Annotated in this window: 15 protein-coding genes and 1 pseudogene; 12 read left to right on the top strand and 4 right to left on the bottom strand. The window is 30.7% G+C overall.

The features are described from left to right. Positions 1-21: 21 nt before the first annotated feature. Positions 22-900, bottom strand: a complete 879-nt coding sequence (locus tag ACREWB_RS03190; RefSeq protein ID WP_431546042.1) for a zinc-ribbon domain-containing protein — start codon at positions 898-900, stop codon at positions 22-24. 301 nt (positions 901-1,201) lie between these two features. Here ACREWB_RS03190 and ACREWB_RS03185 point away from each other — a divergent pair, with 301 nt between their 5' ends. From ACREWB_RS03185 to ACREWB_RS03170, 4 genes are all read left to right on the top strand, one after another. After that, a complete protein-coding gene (locus ACREWB_RS03185; RefSeq protein ID WP_431546041.1) occupies positions 1,202-3,919 on the top strand; it encodes a UPF0182 family protein in 2,718 nt (905 codons plus the stop codon). Positions 3,920-4,126: 207 nt separating this feature from the next. After that, complete coding sequence (locus tag ACREWB_RS03180) at positions 4,127-4,996, top strand: PilZ domain-containing protein (RefSeq protein WP_431546040.1); 870 nt, start codon at positions 4,127-4,129, stop codon at positions 4,994-4,996. Between the two features lie 100 nt (positions 4,997-5,096). After that, positions 5,097-6,230 carry a cell wall hydrolase gene (locus ACREWB_RS03175; RefSeq protein ID WP_431546039.1) on the top strand — a complete coding sequence of 378 codons (1,134 nt, stop codon included), beginning with the start codon at positions 5,097-5,099 and terminating at the stop codon, positions 6,228-6,230. A gap of 251 nt (positions 6,231-6,481) precedes the next feature. Next, positions 6,482-8,140: an oleate hydratase gene (locus ACREWB_RS03170; protein WP_431546038.1), complete on the top strand. Its 1,659-nt coding sequence runs from the start codon at positions 6,482-6,484 to the stop codon at positions 8,138-8,140. A gap of 54 nt (positions 8,141-8,194) precedes the next feature. On the opposite strand, the gene dhaS is transcribed toward ACREWB_RS03170, so the two are convergent. Then, entirely contained in the window at positions 8,195-8,752 is a 558-nt protein-coding gene (dhaS, locus tag ACREWB_RS03165; RefSeq protein ID WP_431546037.1) for a dihydroxyacetone kinase transcriptional activator DhaS, read from the bottom strand. Positions 8,753-8,890: 138 nt separating this feature from the next. Between dhaS and ACREWB_RS03160 the strand changes: the two genes are divergently transcribed. Further along, positions 8,891-10,273, top strand: coding sequence for a bifunctional metallophosphatase/5'-nucleotidase (locus tag ACREWB_RS03160; RefSeq protein ID WP_431546036.1), 1,383 nt, complete (start codon positions 8,891-8,893; stop codon positions 10,271-10,273). A gap of 62 nt (positions 10,274-10,335) precedes the next feature. Further along, on the top strand, positions 10,336-10,716 hold the full coding sequence (locus ACREWB_RS03155) for a carbonic anhydrase (protein WP_431546035.1): 381 nt from the start codon (positions 10,336-10,338) through the stop codon (positions 10,714-10,716). 76 nt (positions 10,717-10,792) lie between these two features. Here the strand turns inward: ACREWB_RS03155 and ACREWB_RS03150 are convergent, their stop codons facing one another. Then, positions 10,793-12,070 (bottom strand): M20 family metallopeptidase, encoded by a 1,278-nt coding sequence (locus ACREWB_RS03150; protein ID WP_431546034.1) that lies wholly within the window; start codon positions 12,068-12,070, stop codon positions 10,793-10,795. A gap of 228 nt (positions 12,071-12,298) precedes the next feature. On the opposite strand from ACREWB_RS03150, the gene ACREWB_RS03145 reads away from it, so the two are divergent. The 3 genes from ACREWB_RS03145 (at position 12,299) to ACREWB_RS03135 (ending at position 14,688) form a co-directional block, all read left to right on the top strand. Next, a complete protein-coding gene (locus ACREWB_RS03145) occupies positions 12,299-13,360 on the top strand; it encodes a 4Fe-4S dicluster domain-containing protein (protein WP_431546033.1) in 1,062 nt (353 codons plus the stop codon). Between the two features lie 218 nt (positions 13,361-13,578). Continuing rightward, positions 13,579-14,070, top strand: a complete 492-nt coding sequence (locus ACREWB_RS03140) for a 4Fe-4S binding protein (protein ID WP_431546032.1) — start codon at positions 13,579-13,581, stop codon at positions 14,068-14,070. A 27-nt stretch (positions 14,071-14,097) separates the two neighbouring features. Then, complete coding sequence (locus tag ACREWB_RS03135) at positions 14,098-14,688, top strand: class I SAM-dependent methyltransferase (protein ID WP_431546031.1); 591 nt, start codon at positions 14,098-14,100, stop codon at positions 14,686-14,688. 47 nt (positions 14,689-14,735) lie between these two features. Here ACREWB_RS03135 and ACREWB_RS03130 read toward each other — a convergent pair whose 3' ends face one another. Continuing rightward, a complete protein-coding gene (locus tag ACREWB_RS03130) occupies positions 14,736-15,371 on the bottom strand; it encodes an SGNH/GDSL hydrolase family protein (RefSeq protein WP_431546030.1) in 636 nt (211 codons plus the stop codon). 224 nt (positions 15,372-15,595) lie between these two features. On the opposite strand from ACREWB_RS03130, the pseudogene ACREWB_RS03125 reads away from it, so the two are divergent. The 3 genes and pseudogenes from ACREWB_RS03125 to ACREWB_RS03115 form a co-directional block, all read left to right on the top strand. Further along, positions 15,596-15,964, top strand: a pseudogene (locus ACREWB_RS03125) (diguanylate cyclase domain-containing protein); the annotation flags it as partial. Continuing rightward, positions 15,953-16,225, top strand: coding sequence for an EAL domain-containing protein (locus ACREWB_RS03120; RefSeq protein WP_431546054.1), 273 nt, complete (start codon positions 15,953-15,955; stop codon positions 16,223-16,225). The pseudogene ACREWB_RS03125 and the gene ACREWB_RS03120, both read left to right, overlap by 12 nt. Beyond that, entirely contained in the window at positions 16,207-16,710 is a 504-nt protein-coding gene (locus ACREWB_RS03115; protein WP_431546053.1) for an EAL domain-containing protein, read from the top strand. Before ACREWB_RS03120 ends, ACREWB_RS03115 begins: the two co-directional genes overlap by 19 nt. Positions 16,711-17,075: the final 365 nt, after the last annotated feature.

Raw genomic sequence — 17,075 nt, 5'->3', positions numbered from 1 at the left:
CTCCATATTATATAAAAATTTTTATTTTACCAAGTCACTAATATTTTTAATAGAAGTTATTATATCGGTTGTATTAGATGCTAAAAAATTTTGCAAGCAAAACATAATAATAATTCCTAGCAATACAAAAGTTATTGAAAGAATAAATACAGAATTATTTTCATCTATTAATAGCTTTTCTTTAAGAATTATAGATAGACATCCTAATGAAATAACTATGCCTATTGCCGCTACTCCTAATGATAGGAAAACTGATAAATAAGAAATTATAGTTGAAAAAAATTCGAAATATAAAATTGGAACTAAACTAATAAGTGCTGTTTTGTATACTAAAAATGGCTCATGTGTTTTTTTAGATAAAACATTAATTGCTAAATAAACGATTATAAAGATTACTAATATTGCTATTAAAAATAAGAGGCTGTTTTGTAAGAATATCTTACCATAAGGTATACTCAAAAAAGATTTTAATCTGTTCATTTCATTTGTTATATCCTGAATTTCATTAAGGTTTGGTAATGAAATTGTAGGATCTATTTTGTTTATTAAATTGGCAAAAGATTGCATGAATTTTATAGCCATGCTATCTAAAGCGGAAAAAAAGTGATTTACCTGCCATATTCCTAAAAGCCCTTGTATGATTGCAAGTATTAAAGTTACTGCAATAACAGAATTTTTTCTGCCTTTTTCAATGAATTCTTTAGCACCTAAAACAGGTCTTAAAAGCATCTTAATAAGAATATCTCCTATTATTTTACTGCTTTCGGTATTAAAAGAGTTACTTGATTGATGTGCAGTCTCATTTGTATTTTCTGAATCTTTAATTAGTTTTGTTCCACAATTAGAACAAAATATTTCATCTGTGGTAACTTTTAAACCACAAGAGTGACAAAATTTCATTGTTATTCCCCCTTTAAAATTAGATAATGTATATAATTCTTCAAAATAAGAGAAAATCCTCTAAAATTTATAGAACTTTCAAAATAAACAAAAAAGGATACATATATTTTTTTACTAGGTGTTTTCAGTAAAATTTAATATATCGTGAAAGGTTTTAAGAATATAATCATTGCGTAATGATTAATTTGACGTCTAAAAGGGAACAACTTTATTAGTTAACAAAACTAACTTTAAAATATGGGTAATATAAGATATAATATGTATAATACGTTAATTTTAAAAAATATTAAGAGGTGATTTTATGACAACGAAAAAAAAGTCTGTTTTGTATTCTGTAATTATAATTCTCATTGTATGCTTATTTTCTTTAGGTAGTATAGTTCAATTTGTTATTAATATTGAGTGGTTTAAGGAAGTGGGATATCTTTCAGTGTACTTTAAAAAGATAGTAACAATGCTTAAGATGATGATTCCTGTTTTCATCCTTACCTATCTTGGTATATGGCTATACTATAGGAGTATCAGAAAAAGCATCCTACATTTGAAAAAAGTAGTTGAGGTAAATTCTATGAAAGAGTCTACCCAAAATAAAATTTTTATAGCTTGTAATTTATTTGTTTCATTTGTATTTTCTTTTGCTTTTGCATCTGCATATTGGGATATGTTTCTTAAATTCGTAAATGCAGTTAGTTTCAATGTGAAAGATCCTATTTATAATATGGATGTATCTTTTTATATTTTCAAACTTCCTTTAATTGAATCATTATATAGTTTTATAATAACACTACTAGTATTTTTAGTTATTATTAAAGGAATAGTTTTCATTGCATTTAAATCAAAAGATATTTTCAATGCAGGGAGAGTGCAAAATGGGTTGGTAGACCCAAAAGAATTTGGGAAGGAAATTATTAAATTTGGAGGTAGGCAGATTGCAATTATAGCTTCACTTATAGCACTTTTCCTATCACTTGGATTTGTAGTAAAGATATTCAATTTAGCATATAGCCCTAGGGGAGTTGCATATGGGGCGAGTTACACGGATATTCATGTAACATTACTTTTTTATAAAATATTGATTGTAGCTTGTATCATTGCTTCAGTAGTAATATTTATCAGTGTTTTAAAATCAAAGGTTAAGCCTATAATAATATCAATTTCTGGTATAGTCTTGATAAGCATTGTACAAGTAATATCAGGAGCAGTAGTTCAAAGTAGTATTGTAAGTCCGAATGAAAAGCAATTTGAAAGACCATATATTCAAAATAATATCGATTTAACAAGGAAAGCTTTTAATTTAGAGGATATCACTGCAAAAGCTTTTCCTGTAAAGAACGATTTGGAAAAAAAAGATATTTCAGATAATCAGAAGACAATAGATAATATTAGGATAAATTCAACTGGTCAGGCGCTTGAATTTTATAATCAAGTTCAAATATTAAGATATTACTATAATTTTAATGATATAGACGTAGATAGATACAAAATAAACGGTAAATATAGTCAAGTACTTATTTCAGCAAGAGAAATAGACTCGAAATTGTTATCTCCAGACACTTGGCAAAATACTCATTTGATTTATACTCATGGGTATGGTGTTGCAATGAGTAAAGTAAATGCTGTTACATCAGAAGGGCAGCCTGATTTTGTAATAAAAGATATGCCAATTTCAAACAGTACAGATATTAAGTTAACTAATCCAAGAATATACTTCGGTGAGCAAACAGATATGTACGCATTAGTAAATACTAGTGTAAGTGAATTTGACTATCCCCAAGGTGAGGTTAATGAGCTTACAAGTTATGCTGGAGCAGCCGGAATCAAAATGAGTTTTATTAATAAAGTTTTATTTGCAATAAATAATGGAGAATTGAATTTTCTATTATCAAGGGATATTAATAGCACAAGTAAAATTCTCATTAATAGAAATATAGTTGATAGGGCGAAAAAGATAGCTCCATTTTTAAATTATGATCAAGATCCATATGTTGTTGTAAGTGAAGGCAAAGTATACTATATACTGGATGCTTACACTACATCTACCCAGTATCCATACTCGCAGCCACAAAATGGAATAAACTATATTAGAAATTCGGTTAAGGTTGTGATAGATGCTTATGATGGGTCTACAAATTACTATATGGCAGATTCAACTGATCCAATTGTGCAAACTTATGCAAAAATTTACCCTGGATTTTTTAAGGATATATCAAAGATTCCAGCTGACATAGAAGCGCATTTTAGATATCCATCTGATATATTTAATATTCAAAGTGCAGTACTTGGGAAATACCATGTAACTGATCCAGGAGTCTTTTATAGTGGTGAGGACATTTGGGATGTTTCTAAGAATGCAAACTCAGTAGGTGGTGAGATTAAAACAACTATTCCACCATATATTATACGGAAATTACCAGATGAAGAAAGTGAAGAAATGATATTACAACAATATTTCAACATAAAAGGAAAATTTAATATGACAGCAATTTTAGGTGCTAGAATGGATGTGGGAAACTACGGCAAACTTGTACTGGATAAATTTCCAGCAGAAAAAACAGTATACAGTCCACACCTCTTTAATCAGAGGGTAAGTCAAGATACTACAATTTCAGCACAGCTTTCACTATGGGATTCAGGCGGATCTGAAGTACAATATGGAGACACTGTAATTCTACCAATAAAAAATTCGCTTCTTTATATTGAACCTCTATATATAAGGGCTAGTGGGAAAAACAGTATTCCTGAAATGAAAAAAATAATATTATCATACGATAGCAAGCTAATTATGGTTGATAATATGGAAACTGGCCTGGCCCAGATATTTAATTATAAGGAACCAAATGAAGTGATTACAGGTGATGGAACTACTACAGAGCCATTAAGCCAGGCTAAGATGGAGTTAATTAAGCAGGCAAATGATTTATATTTGAAAGCGCTTGAAGCTCAAAGAAATCTAGATTGGACAAAATATGGAGAATATAATAAGCAACTTGGAACCTTACTAAAACAATTAAATGAATAAATAACAAAAGACAGATGCAAAATTGCATCTGTCTTTTGTTTTAGAAAAATTAATTTATATAAATGTCGTTCATTAAAGAGGAATATTGTAATAAATGTAGAATAATGGAATTGTAGATTAGTGAATTCTTATATATTATACATTAACAAATAAAAAAGCAGAAACAAACTACTACACCGATAATAATAGAAGAAAGGGAAGGTTTTTATGGAGACGAGAGATAATAGAAAATTTTTTAGAATTCAATGTAAAACACCAATTTGCACACGGATTTCTATTGTTAAAGTTAATAATAAAATAGTCACTACTGGAACAGGGAATATATGTGTTGAAAATATTAGCAGTGGTGGTCTTAAGTTTTTATTTAGTTTAAATCTCCCAGTAAGTAATATTATTGTTATTGAGTTTAAGCTTATCATTGAAGAGGTGAGTACTGTTTTTTATGGTTATATTGTTAGAAAAGAGGAAATTGCTAGAGGTATATATAGATACGGAGTTCAATTTGTTAATAAGGCAGATGAAGAGCATGAACAGTTCATAGGTAAAATTAATGAGTTAAATAAATATGGTATTTTAAATAATTCTGAACTTTGCTCATGTGATGTAGTAGATTGTATTAGGAAAAATACGGGAAAATTTAATAAAAGAATATGTTTAAGATATAAACTTAATAATCATTTTGTTGCAAAAATGAAAATGAACAGAATCAGTAATAAAGCTAATATATCACAGTGGGTTACTATATTAATAAATAATATTTCACAAGAGGGTATTCAAATTATTACTGATATTGATATAGCATTAGATGAGGATACAATTTTAGAATTTATTATAGTTCTTGCTGATATAAAAATTTATGTTAAAGGCTATGCGCTTTGGAGATCAAAAGTTGAAGAGAACAAATATAGATATGGGGTAAAATTAAATATCCCTGATTCTAAAAAAGAAAAGCTAGCTGGAATTTTAGAAGAAGTAGTAAATTTTTCTTTAGAACATGGATTATTAAATCAAGAATGTTTTATACTAAAGTTTAATTATTCAAAGCCTGAAGATCATAACGTTGAGTGGTGGGTATAAATATTTGCTGAATATATTACTGTATGTTATTATGTTCAGATGATAAAAACTTTTAAGTATAATATATTTATAAATAGATGGTATGTAGGGAGATGGAGAATTGAACAAAAAAATAATTTCGTTTGTAATGGCAATTAGCGTACTTATAAGTGTTAGTTTTACTAGTGTATATGCGGATTCTACGTCAGATAAGGCGAAAATCCATCAGATTCAAACTCAAAGAAAAGACATTGAAAACAAAGTTGAGAGTATGAATAATCAGCGTGAAACAGTTATGTCTAAAATCAATAGTAATGAAAGCAATATAAGTATAACCCAAAAATATATTAAGCAAACAAAAATAAATATTGAAAAAGCAGAAGATGATATTAAAGCAGAACAGAGTGTTTTTGATAAAAGAATGAGAGTTATGTATATTAATGGATCATCAAACTATATAAACATTGTTCTAGGCTCAAAGGGTATAAGTGATTTTATGTCCAGAGTAGAAAACATTAAAATAATAGTAGAATTTGATCAAAATGTTATTAATAATATGAAAATAAAAGAGGAAGCAATTAATTTAAAAAAGATAGCACTAGAGACAGGAAATACAAAGCTATTAGCTTTAAGAGATGATAATAAAAAAAAACTAGCTATTTTAACTAAGCAAAAGGCAACTCAAAACACATTGATATCAGAATTAAATGCTCAAGAGAAGAAGTATGGGGCGCAACTTATAATAGCGCAAGCAGCTGAATTAAGAAAAGCTACTGCAGCTAAGGTAGCATTAGCTAAACGAGAGGAAGCTTCTAGACAAGCTCTCAAAACCGCTGAAAAAGCTATTCCTACTACACCACAAACTAGCACTGTGGCAATTAATAATGAAACAGGCGATTTGGATTTGCTAGCTAGATTAATAACTGCTGAGGCAGGAGGAGAATCTTATAAAGCTCAGGTTGCTGTAGGTGCAGTAGTTTTAAATAGAGTTAAGAGCAGCAGTTTTCCTAGTTCCATAAGTGATGTTATAAGTGAAAAGACTAATGGTGTTTATCAGTTTACACCAGTACTGAATGGTAACATTAATAGACCTGCTCAGGCAAGTGCCGTTAAGGCTGCAAAAGCAGCACTCAGTGGAATTGATCCAACAAATAATGCACTGTTTTTTTATAGTGGTGGTACCCCGGAAGGGTTGACTTTGCCACAACCAGTTTCCATAAAAATAGATGATTTAACATTTATTTTTATGTTGTAAAAACTAATTTAGAATACTTTTATAAGTTTAAGCAAAGTATTATCCTCTCCAATTAAAGGAGGGGTTTTATTTATGCAATTATTTATACATTATAAGATATATGTATGGTTTTTAGACAGTTTAGCAAATTTGATTGTACACATTCCTTTTGTTTAGATTTATATTATACCTATAGCAAGTGACTAACTTGGTAAATACAAAATTTCTGTAGGTTAATAGCTTATGGCATATTTTCAAACGGAGGAATAAAAATGAAATTTAATGTAGATCAAACTATTGATGTAGAAAAAACAAATGCTTATATGGTTGGTGCTGGACTTGCATCACTTTCCGCTGCAGTATTTTTAATTAGAGATGGACATGTTCCAGGAAAAAATATTCATATATATGAAGAACTAAACATAACAGGCGGGAGCATGGATGGATATGGAGATTCAGAGAAGGGTTATGCAAACCGTGGTGGAAGAATGTTTGATGAGGAAGCATATGCTTGTACTTTTGGAGTAATGGAAAGCATTCCTTCATTAACAGATCCTAAAATCTCAATCCTTGATGAATTTAATGCTTTTAATAAAAAAAATCGTACCTATTCAAAAGCTAGATTAATAGACAATGAAGCTAATATATTGGAGTCAGCATGTTTAGGATTTAATCGCGAAGATAGAATGGCTTTATTAGATATGATGACTAAAGCTGAAGATACTTTAGGTACAAAAACTATTACAGATTGTTTCCCAGAGTCATTTTTCAAAACAAATTTTTGGTTTATGTGGACTACAACTTTTGCATTTGAACCTTGGCATAGTGCTATAGAGTTTAAGAGATATCTTCATAGATTTATCCATGAACTACCACATCTAAATGATATGTCTGGAGTACGTCGTACACCATATAATCAATATGATTCTATGTTATTACCTATGACTAAATGGTTAGAAGCACAGGGTGTTAATTTTGAACTTAACTGCAGAGTAACTGATTTAGAATTTAAGCCATCAGTTGCGGAGACCACAGTTACTGCATTTAAATGTGTTAAAAATGGATTCGAGACTAGAATAGAAGTTTACGATGGAGACTTTACTTTTGTTACTATCGGTTCTTTAACAGCTGGTAGTAGCCAAGGTTCAATGACTACAGTGCCAGTGATTAATGATAAACATGTAGGTGGAGCATGGGATCTTTGGGAGAAAATAGCTGAAGGACGCCCAGAATTTGGTAAACCAAAAGTTTTTGATGAACGTGTTGAAGAATCAATGTGGGAGTCTTTCGTAGTTACACTTAAGGATCCAACTATGGTAAATAAAATAATAGAATATTCAGGGAATCAGCCAGGAACTGGAGCTATGATGACATTTAAAGAATCGGGATGGTTTATGTCAATAGTTCTATATAAGCAACCACATTTTCTTAATCAACCTGAAAATGTACAAACTTTATGGGGATATGGATTGTATCCTTATGCAAAAGGTGATTTTATAAAGAAGAGAATGGTGGATTGTACAGGTGAGGAAATATTAACTGAGCTACTGTATCACCTAAACTTCAAAGATGATATGAAAAAGATTATTAAAACATCTATTTGTATACCATGTATATTACCTTTTACAACAGCACAATTTTTAACTAGAGCAAAGGGTGATAGACCAGAAATTATACCAGAAGGTTCAACTAACTTAGCATTACTTGGACAATTCTGTGAAATGCCAGATGACATAGTATTTACAATGGATTATTCAGTAAGAAGTGCACAAACTGCTGTTTATAAATTCCTAAATCTTAATAAAAAGGTTACCCCTATTTATAAAGGACAGCATGATGCTCGTGTATTAATTAATTCTGCGGGTACAATGATGCGGGATGCTAATCTACGTGAAGAAGTTTTAGCACTTAAAGATATGATATTGAAATAATTTAACTTAGAAGGTCCTCCAGTTTTCCATAAAGTGAAAGCTGGAGGACCTTTTTTATTTATATTTAGCTAAAACACCAACCATACTACCTTCCACCACATTTTCAATCTTTTCTGCCATAATTTGTGGTGAGTCTTTCATGCCGGTTTTAATCCATTGAACGATTACACCCACAAAAGCATGGGTATAAAAATCCGCAATAAAATTTTTGTAAAGATCAGGAATATTCATGCCAAGGGATACATCGTTAACAACTCCCATGATAAGTTCACAACTAAATTCAAAGAAATATCCATCAAAAGCATTTTGACCAGGTGTGTTAAGCGCATTAATATAAAAGGACTTATTTTCCATTAGGTAGCACAAGCTTCGGTACATTCCGTCAGTCCAATTATCATAATGCTTGTAGTTAGCGATACATTCTGTAACTTCAGTGTGATAAATCCAATTCACAAGGTCAAATTTATCTTTAAAATGATAGTAAAATGTTTGTCTATTAAGGCTACAGTTGCTGGTAATATTTCGGATAGAAACTTTTGATAAAGGAACTGTTTGCATTATCTCCTTTAAGGATAAAGCAAGGGCCTTTTCTGTTATTGTGGATTCAGACATATTTATCACCTACAAAGTTAATTATACACCATAATTATGAATTTTTTGTAGACAGTTTTATACTTATTCAAGTGGTGGCGAGAGAAACTCGTGTGGTATAATAAAATAATTAATGCATAAAGGAGTTGTGGATTTAAAATGAAACTAAATATACTACACACTAATGATATTCATAGTAATTACGAGAATTTTTCTAAGATTGTAAGTAAAATAGAAGAAATAAAAGATGAAAATACAATAATATTAGATGCAGGTGATTTTGCTGACTTTAAAAGTCTAGAACTTCAGGGAACAAATGGGCTTGCAGCTATAGAGCTATTAGAGTGTGCAGGTTACGATGCCATAGCAGTAGGTAATAATGAAACCTTTGATGGATATGATACATTAGTTAATATGGCAACAAAATCAATGGTTCCATTTTTGACCTGTAATCTTGTTAAACTCGGTGATTCTGATATTGAAGGTGTGAAAAAAAGTATTCTATTACATAAAAATAATCTAAGAATTTTAATTATAGGGACATCACCGAATTTAGGAGTATTTAATGAATTATTCGGTTTTGAAATTAAAGACCATATAGAAGCAATAAAAAAAGAAATAAAATTAAATAAAGGTGAGTATGATTTGTGTATAGTTTTATCTCATTTAGGAATTGATAATGATAGAAAAGTAGCAGCGATAGATGAGGTTAACATAATAATAGGTGGTCACTCTCATATACTGATGGAAAAGTCTGAGATTATTAATAATACTATAATACATACTTCGGGATGCTTTGGAGAGCATTTGGGACTTCTAAGAATTGAGTTTAATCAGACAAAAGTAGAATTAATAGAGGATAAAAACATTAAAATCTATGAATGTTCTTCTAATGAAAAAATTAATAATATATTAAAAGAAAACAAAGAAAAAGCAATAGTAACCTTAAGTACAAAACTATATAATATTGATGCTGATCTATGGCATGATGTAGTTGAGGAAAATCCTATAACAAATTTACTGGCTGATGCACTTGTAGATATTTTTAAAACTGATATTGGATTAATAAATAGTGGTGTGATGAATGGCGGTATTAGAAAAGGAGGAGTTTCTCGTAAAAAGCTTATAGAAATATGCCACTCACCATTAAATCCAACATATTTTGAGATACAAGGCAAATATATTAAAGAAGCTCTGCAGAATTCCTTAGACAGTGAGTTTTGCTATATGGACGGCAAAGGACCAGGGTTTAGGGGTAAGTATTTAGGAAGACTTCATGTTTCTAATGCATTGATTGAGCATGATGGAAGAAGGATAATGAATATTATTATTAATGATGAATGTCTTAATGAAGAGAGGTGGTATAGCGTTGCTTCTTCAGATTATCTTCATAGAGGAACAGGATATACTTCACTTAAGAATAATAGAAATGTAAGATATAATAAGGAGTATTTACGAGATACCTTAAGTGAATATTTATGTAAGAGTGAATTTATTGAAAGAGCTTTTAGTGATAGATGGGCACAGAAGAGTTTACGCTAAACTAGCACACATTCTATAATACCTTCATATCTTAGTAGTAAAAAAATATATGAAGGTGTGTAATGAAAAAGAGATATGCAACTGCGCTAAATTGTATTGATGGCAGAACTCAAATTCCTGTAATAAATTGGTTGAAAGAAAACTTTGATGTGGATTATGTGGATTTAGTCACAGAACCTGGAATGGATAAGGTGTTAGCTCAATGCCACTTTGTTGAAACTTACAGGTTAAAAGAAAATACTATAATTTCAATAACAGCTCATAACTCAAAAGTAGTTGCTGTAGTAGGACATTATGATTGTGCTGCAAATCCTGTTAGCGACTACAAACACTTTCAAGATATAGTGAAATCAACATATGAAGTGAAATCATGGGGGCTTCCAGTTATAGTAATAGGTCTATGGGTTGATGAATTTTGGCATGTACATGTTGTAAGTGATTAAATTTCTCGCACCACTTGTGCGAGAAGCTTAGACTTTTGCAAAGCACCACGCAAATGCATGATGCTTTGCTATTTTCTTAGACTGGAAAGTTTACTATTTGTATGGGCTCAGACTTCTTAAGAAAACTGGAATATCTTTTAGTAACAAGTATCTTGACTAAAAAGTCATATATAATATCTGCTGTTTTTACAATAGAACTTATGGTAGCATACTCGTCATACCCATGAATATTTTCTCCTTCAGCGCCAAAAATAATTGCAGGCACATTTATCCTTGAACCTAAGTGGTTAAAGTCACCAACGCTTTGAAAGTAAGAGATACTTGCCTCCTGATTACAAACTTCCACTATTGATTTTAAGAAGACAGCGACAAAGTGATTTTGCTTCGGTACTATATACGGCATATAGCCCCTGCTACCGGCTGAAGGTGCATCTCTAAAAGAAATTTTAAAAGTACTTTCAATATTTGCTTTTTTTATGGCATCCACTATGTTATTTTCTATTGTTTTTTCAGTTTCGCCTATGACAACGTGCCAAAACAGCTTAACTTTAGCATGATCTGGAACACTACAAGCGCCACCATTGCTTTCTACAGCGATGACACATGCCACGCCTTTTCCTAAAAATTCTCCTTCAACATATTCGATTTTTTCTAATTCGCACATGAATTTTCCGGCATCCACTGCTGCGTTAATACCTGTTTTTGGGAATGCTGCATGGGCAGCTTTACCAAAAAATTCAACCTCAAGACCATATCCACCTCTTGCACCAAGAGACACATCCGGAAAAGAACGATTATTGAACCCTGCGCTTGGCTCAGTACTTATTACAAAATCAACGTCTTTAAGTAATCCATCTTCAATTAATGCATTCGTTCCAAGCCCAAAGGGGCCTTCTTCATCAGAAACAAATGTTGCAATAATCTTCCCGCTAAAACCATTGTGGAGTTCATGAAACTTTCTGATAGCAAGCATAGAAGCACAACTACCTGATTTCATATCAAGAGCGCCAAGACCATAAATTTTATCTCCTTCTACCAATCCTTTATAGGGATCTTTAGACCAACCATTACAAAGAGTAACGGTATCCATGTGGGCATTTATACAAATAATAGGGCCATCATGATCACCATTAAGTTCACAGACAACATTTTTTCCTCTAAAATTAGTGATTTTAGATTCATAGTAATTATGAATATAAGCGTTCATACCATTTTTAATAAACCAGTGGTATGTAAAATCCATAATAGCATCTTCAAAATAATAAGGACTAGGTATTGAAATCAATTCTTTCATTAACTTAATTACTTTATAGGGTGTAATTTCTTCTTGTATTTGTAAATTATGCTCGCCCATTTTTTTACCTCTTCCCTTTAAATATGAATATTGAAGTATTGTTATAAAATTTTAATATTAACTCCTCCTTCATTCTTCGTATTATGAATTCATCCCTTAATAGGTAGCATTAAATATGTTATAATTATATTATTAATCAAATAACCACAAGCTTGCTGAATCGCTCCATATAAACTGAGTTAAAGACAGTGGTAAGAAATATAATATAAAAGCATTAGAGGAGTAGATATGAAAAAATATGACGAACGAGATATTATATTTGCAAGGATGAATTATAAAGAAGGAAGTGAAATTTATGAGGATTATTATAGTAATAACCCTCATTTAAAGGAAGCGGATGATTCATTAAGAAGCTTACCTCCTATGGGAGGCGAGGGGTCAGTTATGTTTAATAAAATTAATTCACCAATAGTAGATGCTTCTTTTAAATATTTATATGATATAAGAAAACTCAGCGAAGGTGAAGTATCCAAGAACAAAGCCACCATAGACCCAATTATTATGACAGAAAGAATTAAGGGATTAGCTAAGTTTTATGGTGCAAAATTAGTTGGTATAACTGAAATGAAGGATTACCATTATTATTCTCATAGGGGACGACACGAAGAAAACTATGGCGAGGAAATTACTAAGAAACATAAATATGGAATTGTGTTTGCGGTTCCTATGGATACTGAAATGATTATGAGAGCACCAAAACTTCCGGAAGCTATGGCTACAGTAAAAGGATATGTGGAGTCAGCAACTGTAGGGATGTTACTTTCATATTATATTAGAGAGCTAGGGTATGATGCTAGAAATCATATGGATGGAAACTATTTAGTAGTAGCACCTCTGGTAGCGAGAGATGCCGGCCTTGGTGAGTTTGGTAGACATGGACTACTTATAACTAAAGAGTATGGAGCTTGTGTTCGTCTTGGAATAGTGACCACAGATATGCCTCTTATACAAGATGCAAAAGAAGATTTTGGTGTTTTGGAATTTTGCCTTGAGTGTGGAAGATGTGCAAAGACATGTCCTGGAAAAGCAATATCTAAGACGTCTATGTCAGAAGATGATGGCGTATTAAGATGGAAGATAAATGCTGAGGAATGTTATAGACGATGGAGGAGTTTAGGGGCGGATTGTGGTTTATGTATAGCTAATTGTCCATTTACATATGGTATTTCAAAAGATTTAATTTCTAACATTAAATCCTCTTCGGAAACTAGGCAAGGTATTTTAAAAGATTTTGAGGAAAAGTACGGTATAAGACCAATTATAAGGGAAGAACCTGAATGGTTAAAATAAACTACCTAAATAACAAAAGAACAAGAAAACATATGCTTTCTTGTTCTTTTGTTATTTAAAATAGATTTTTTACTCAGTATGGTGTAATTATATATTGATTATTTAGTATTATTCATTTATAATAATTATAAATGACATACCACACGGGGGTATAATAAAAAGCGTTATTATTCCATTTTTATATAGTTTACTATAACTTAGGTGAAGGATGTGTTTATATGATTAAGAATATTATAAAAAAAAGAAGGGTAATCCATGGAATTATAAGTGCAATTATTATTGGATCGGCTATGTATCTTAATGTTGGTATTGGTATTATATTAATCGTTGGCATGATTACAGGAGTAATATTTGGAAAAGTATTTTGTAGATGGATGTGTCCTTTAGGATTTGCTATGGAAAGTATGCTTGGAAACAATAAAGATACTAAAAACATACAAATGTATAATTATCACAAAATGGGATGCCCAATAGCGTGGGTTAGTGGTGCTATGAATAAGTTCAGCATATTTAAAATTAGAAAAGATACAACTAAATGTATTGACTGTGGGATTTGTGATAGTAATTGTTATATAGCAACTTTAAATGAAAAATATAGCTCGTATAATGAAGAAAAGCAAAATTCGTCAACACAGTTTAGTTGTTCAAAGTGTCTTGCTTGCGTGGAAAAATGTCCAACGGGAAGTTTGAAATATACATTTAAAAAGTAATATAAATAAGAATAGGAGAGAAGCACAATGATAGAAATAAGTGCAAGAATATTTGATTTGTTTATGAAGCCCTTTGAGAAAAGTGCTTTAAGCAAAAGAAGAAGAGAATTGATACCTCAAGCTAAAGGGAATGTATTAGAAATTGGCGCAGGAACAGGAATGAACTTTGATTACTATATTTCAGAGAATATATCAAAACTAACCATTGTGGAACTAAATCTAAATGGGCTAATAACTAAGAAACCACTTAATTCACAGATGAATATTAATTATGTGGTAGGAAATGTTGAAAAGTTACCCTTTCCAGACGGAACTTTTGATAGCGTGGTTTCAACTTTAATTTATTGTTCTGTTGATAATCCTGATAAGGCTCTTAGCGAAGTATATAGGGTGCTTAAGCCAGGTGGTAAGATGTATTTTATTGAACATGTTCTACCTGAGGAAAAACATTGTAAGCATTTAGTAAATTCTCTTAATGGTACATGGAGGTGTATAGGAAAGTGCAATGTGAATAGAGAAACTTTAGATACTATAAAAAAAGCAAAATTTAGAGTGGAAAGTTATGAACAGTTTGGTAAGGGAGTTGTAATATTTATTAAAGGCATAGGAGTTAAGTAAAAATAACAAAAGCCGTTATTCAAATTTAGGATAGCGGCTATTTGTTATTATAATGAATTAATAAAGATTGCTATTTTTTTAGCAATCCTCTTATGTCCTGCGTTATTTAGGTGCAAACCGTCTGGCTGATATAGTGTTTTTTGTGCAGAACTTAATGAATATATTCCACTTAATTTAAATAGATTTAAAAATGGCAAAGCATAATAATTTGAAACCTGTTCCATGGCATTAACATATACATCCTCTGTTAACCCATATATATTTGGATTTGAGAAAAATCCATCTGTTTGTAATGGTGAGAATACTGCAATAATCTTATCGGGGTATTTTTCAATTAGTCCATTAAATAAGACATGACATGCTCCAAAGAATGTATTAATAGTTCTATCACTCATCCTTCCAAGTTGTACACCTCTTCCGAAGTCATTTACTCCACCAAACACAGTTATTAAATCCGCAGCAGAATCCATTGTAGTATATCTTATTGACATTGGGTTAGGGTTTAAAACTTCTTCTGACATTCCTATACAGGAACCACTTATACCATAATTTCTAATAGTAGAAAATTCTAAATAATCTTTTATATAATCGAAATATCGCTTTGTAGCAAGAGAATTAGTACTATCAGTTATACTGTCACCCATTACATTCCATATTTTATTTGACCAATTAGTTAAAATCATTTAATCACGCCCTTAGTCAAGTATTATGTTTAAATTATAGTTCAATTATACTATTGTTATTATTTATAACAAACCTATTTATAACGGAGATTTATGAAAAAAAAGAATGTACCGTTAATTTTCAATTTGTAGCTCTGAATCAGAAATAAAGTTGGTCCAAAAGGAATTAATAAAATCACATGATGAGCTAGAAATAAAAGTTGTAGAAAGAACTAGCGTATTTTGATTATTTGACTGGATTTCCAAATAAAAGGTTGTTTATTGATAGATTAGAGAAGTGTATTATTGAAGCAATTCCAAATAAAAAAGCACTAGGGGTACTATTTCTTGATTTAGATTCCTTTAAAAGGGTAAATGATACAATGGGACATGTTAAAGGTGATGAACTTTTAAAGATGGTTTCAAAAAAGTTATTAAATACTATAAAAGAAAGTGATACTGTTTGTAGAGTTGGCGGAGACGAGTTCCTTATTTTAATTAGAAATTTGGACGATGAGAATTATATCAGAGAAATATCTGAAGAAATTCTTAACACTTTTAAAAATTCATTTATTATAGATAGTAACGAGTTGTATAAAGAAATGAAGTTAATCAATTGTTTATATAAGGCAATAGAGCGAAATGAATTTGAATTATATTATCAACCCCAAGTAAGTGTAATATCAGGTAAAATTATTGGATTGGAAGCCCTAATAAGGTGGAATAGTGCGGAACTTGGGAGGGTAAGTCCAGTAGATTTTATACACATATCTGAAAAGACTGGACTTATATTACCAATAGGTGAATGGGTACTTAAAGCAGCCTGTAGCCAAAACAAAAAAGGCATGACGATGGAATACTTAATGTACCAATAGCTGTTAATCTTTCGGTAAATCAATTTCTAAATAAAAGGATAATTGAAGATATTATTAAAATATTAAAGGAAACAGGATTAAATCCAAAATATTTGGAACTGGAAGTCACAGAAAATATAATTATGAAGGAAACAGAATATATTATTGAATCTCTAAAACAATTAAAAGCACTTGGAGTAGAGATTGCAATAGATGATTTTGGTACAGAATATTCATCTTTAAATTATATTAAACAATTACCAGTGGATAAAATAAAAATAGATATATCTTTTGTAAGAGGAATAAATATAAAACATAAGGATGAAGCAATTATTAAGGTGATAATTTCATTAGCTAAAAATTTAGGTTTAAAAGTAATTGCTGAAGGTGTGGAAACAAAGGAACAATTAGATTTCTTAAAAGAACAAATGTGTGATGAAATACAAGGTTATTACTATTATAAGCCAGTACAAGCTCATATAATAGAAGAATTAATGGGGAATTAATAAATAATCAAGAGAAAGTCGACAGTAGAAAATAATACGTAGCCATGCGTATCGGAGTATGAGATATGGAGTTATTTATATTTATATGTAGGAATATGAAGATAACTTATCCAGAATGCATATAACAAAAACTTGTTATTCTTTTTATATGATACAATATTCCTTGTCGTCACTTGATGGCAAGGCAAATTGGTCTTTGAAAATTAAACAGAGAAATAGGTAAAGAATAGCAAAATAGTATTTTGCTAAACCAGTTAATTACTTTAGTAAAAAGAAGTAAATTTTTAGTCGTAAGACTAAATAGTATGTAATGAGCTTGCGAATCAACCTAACGGTTGATTAACCATCTTAACAGTTGGCGCAGA

Origin of the sequence: Clostridium sp., assembly GCF_050717635.1 — a bacterium.
GTDB lineage: Bacteria > Bacillota > Clostridia > Clostridiales > Clostridiaceae > Clostridium_AD.
The sequence above is the reverse complement of the archived record's forward strand: the minus strand, read 5'-3'. Positions and strand labels throughout refer to the sequence as shown.

Excerpts from the sequence above, each read along its gene's own strand:
- ACREWB_RS03190 (WP_431546042.1), bottom strand. The coding sequence starts at position 900 with ATGAAATTTTGTCACTCTTGTGGTTTAAAAGTTACCACAGATGAAATA.
- ACREWB_RS03185 (WP_431546041.1), top strand. The coding sequence starts at position 1,202 with ATGACAACGAAAAAAAAGTCTGTTTTGTATTCTGTAATTATAATTCTC.
- ACREWB_RS03180 (WP_431546040.1), top strand. The coding sequence starts at position 4,127 with ATGGAGACGAGAGATAATAGAAAATTTTTTAGAATTCAATGTAAAACA.
- ACREWB_RS03170 (WP_431546038.1), top strand. The coding sequence starts at position 6,482 with ATGAAATTTAATGTAGATCAAACTATTGATGTAGAAAAAACAAATGCT.
- dhaS (WP_431546037.1), bottom strand. The coding sequence starts at position 8,752 with ATGTCTGAATCCACAATAACAGAAAAGGCCCTTGCTTTATCCTTAAAG.
- ACREWB_RS03160 (WP_431546036.1), top strand. The coding sequence starts at position 8,891 with ATGAAACTAAATATACTACACACTAATGATATTCATAGTAATTACGAG.
- ACREWB_RS03155 (WP_431546035.1), top strand. The coding sequence starts at position 10,336 with ATGAAAAAGAGATATGCAACTGCGCTAAATTGTATTGATGGCAGAACT.
- ACREWB_RS03150 (WP_431546034.1), bottom strand. The coding sequence starts at position 12,070 with ATGGGCGAGCATAATTTACAAATACAAGAAGAAATTACACCCTATAAA.
- ACREWB_RS03145 (WP_431546033.1), top strand. The coding sequence starts at position 12,299 with ATGAAAAAATATGACGAACGAGATATTATATTTGCAAGGATGAATTAT.
- ACREWB_RS03140 (WP_431546032.1), top strand. The coding sequence starts at position 13,579 with ATGATTAAGAATATTATAAAAAAAAGAAGGGTAATCCATGGAATTATA.
- ACREWB_RS03135 (WP_431546031.1), top strand. The coding sequence starts at position 14,098 with ATGATAGAAATAAGTGCAAGAATATTTGATTTGTTTATGAAGCCCTTT.
- ACREWB_RS03130 (WP_431546030.1), bottom strand. The coding sequence starts at position 15,371 with ATGATTTTAACTAATTGGTCAAATAAAATATGGAATGTAATGGGTGAC.
- ACREWB_RS03120 (WP_431546054.1), top strand. The coding sequence starts at position 15,953 with ATGAAGTTAATCAATTGTTTATATAAGGCAATAGAGCGAAATGAATTT.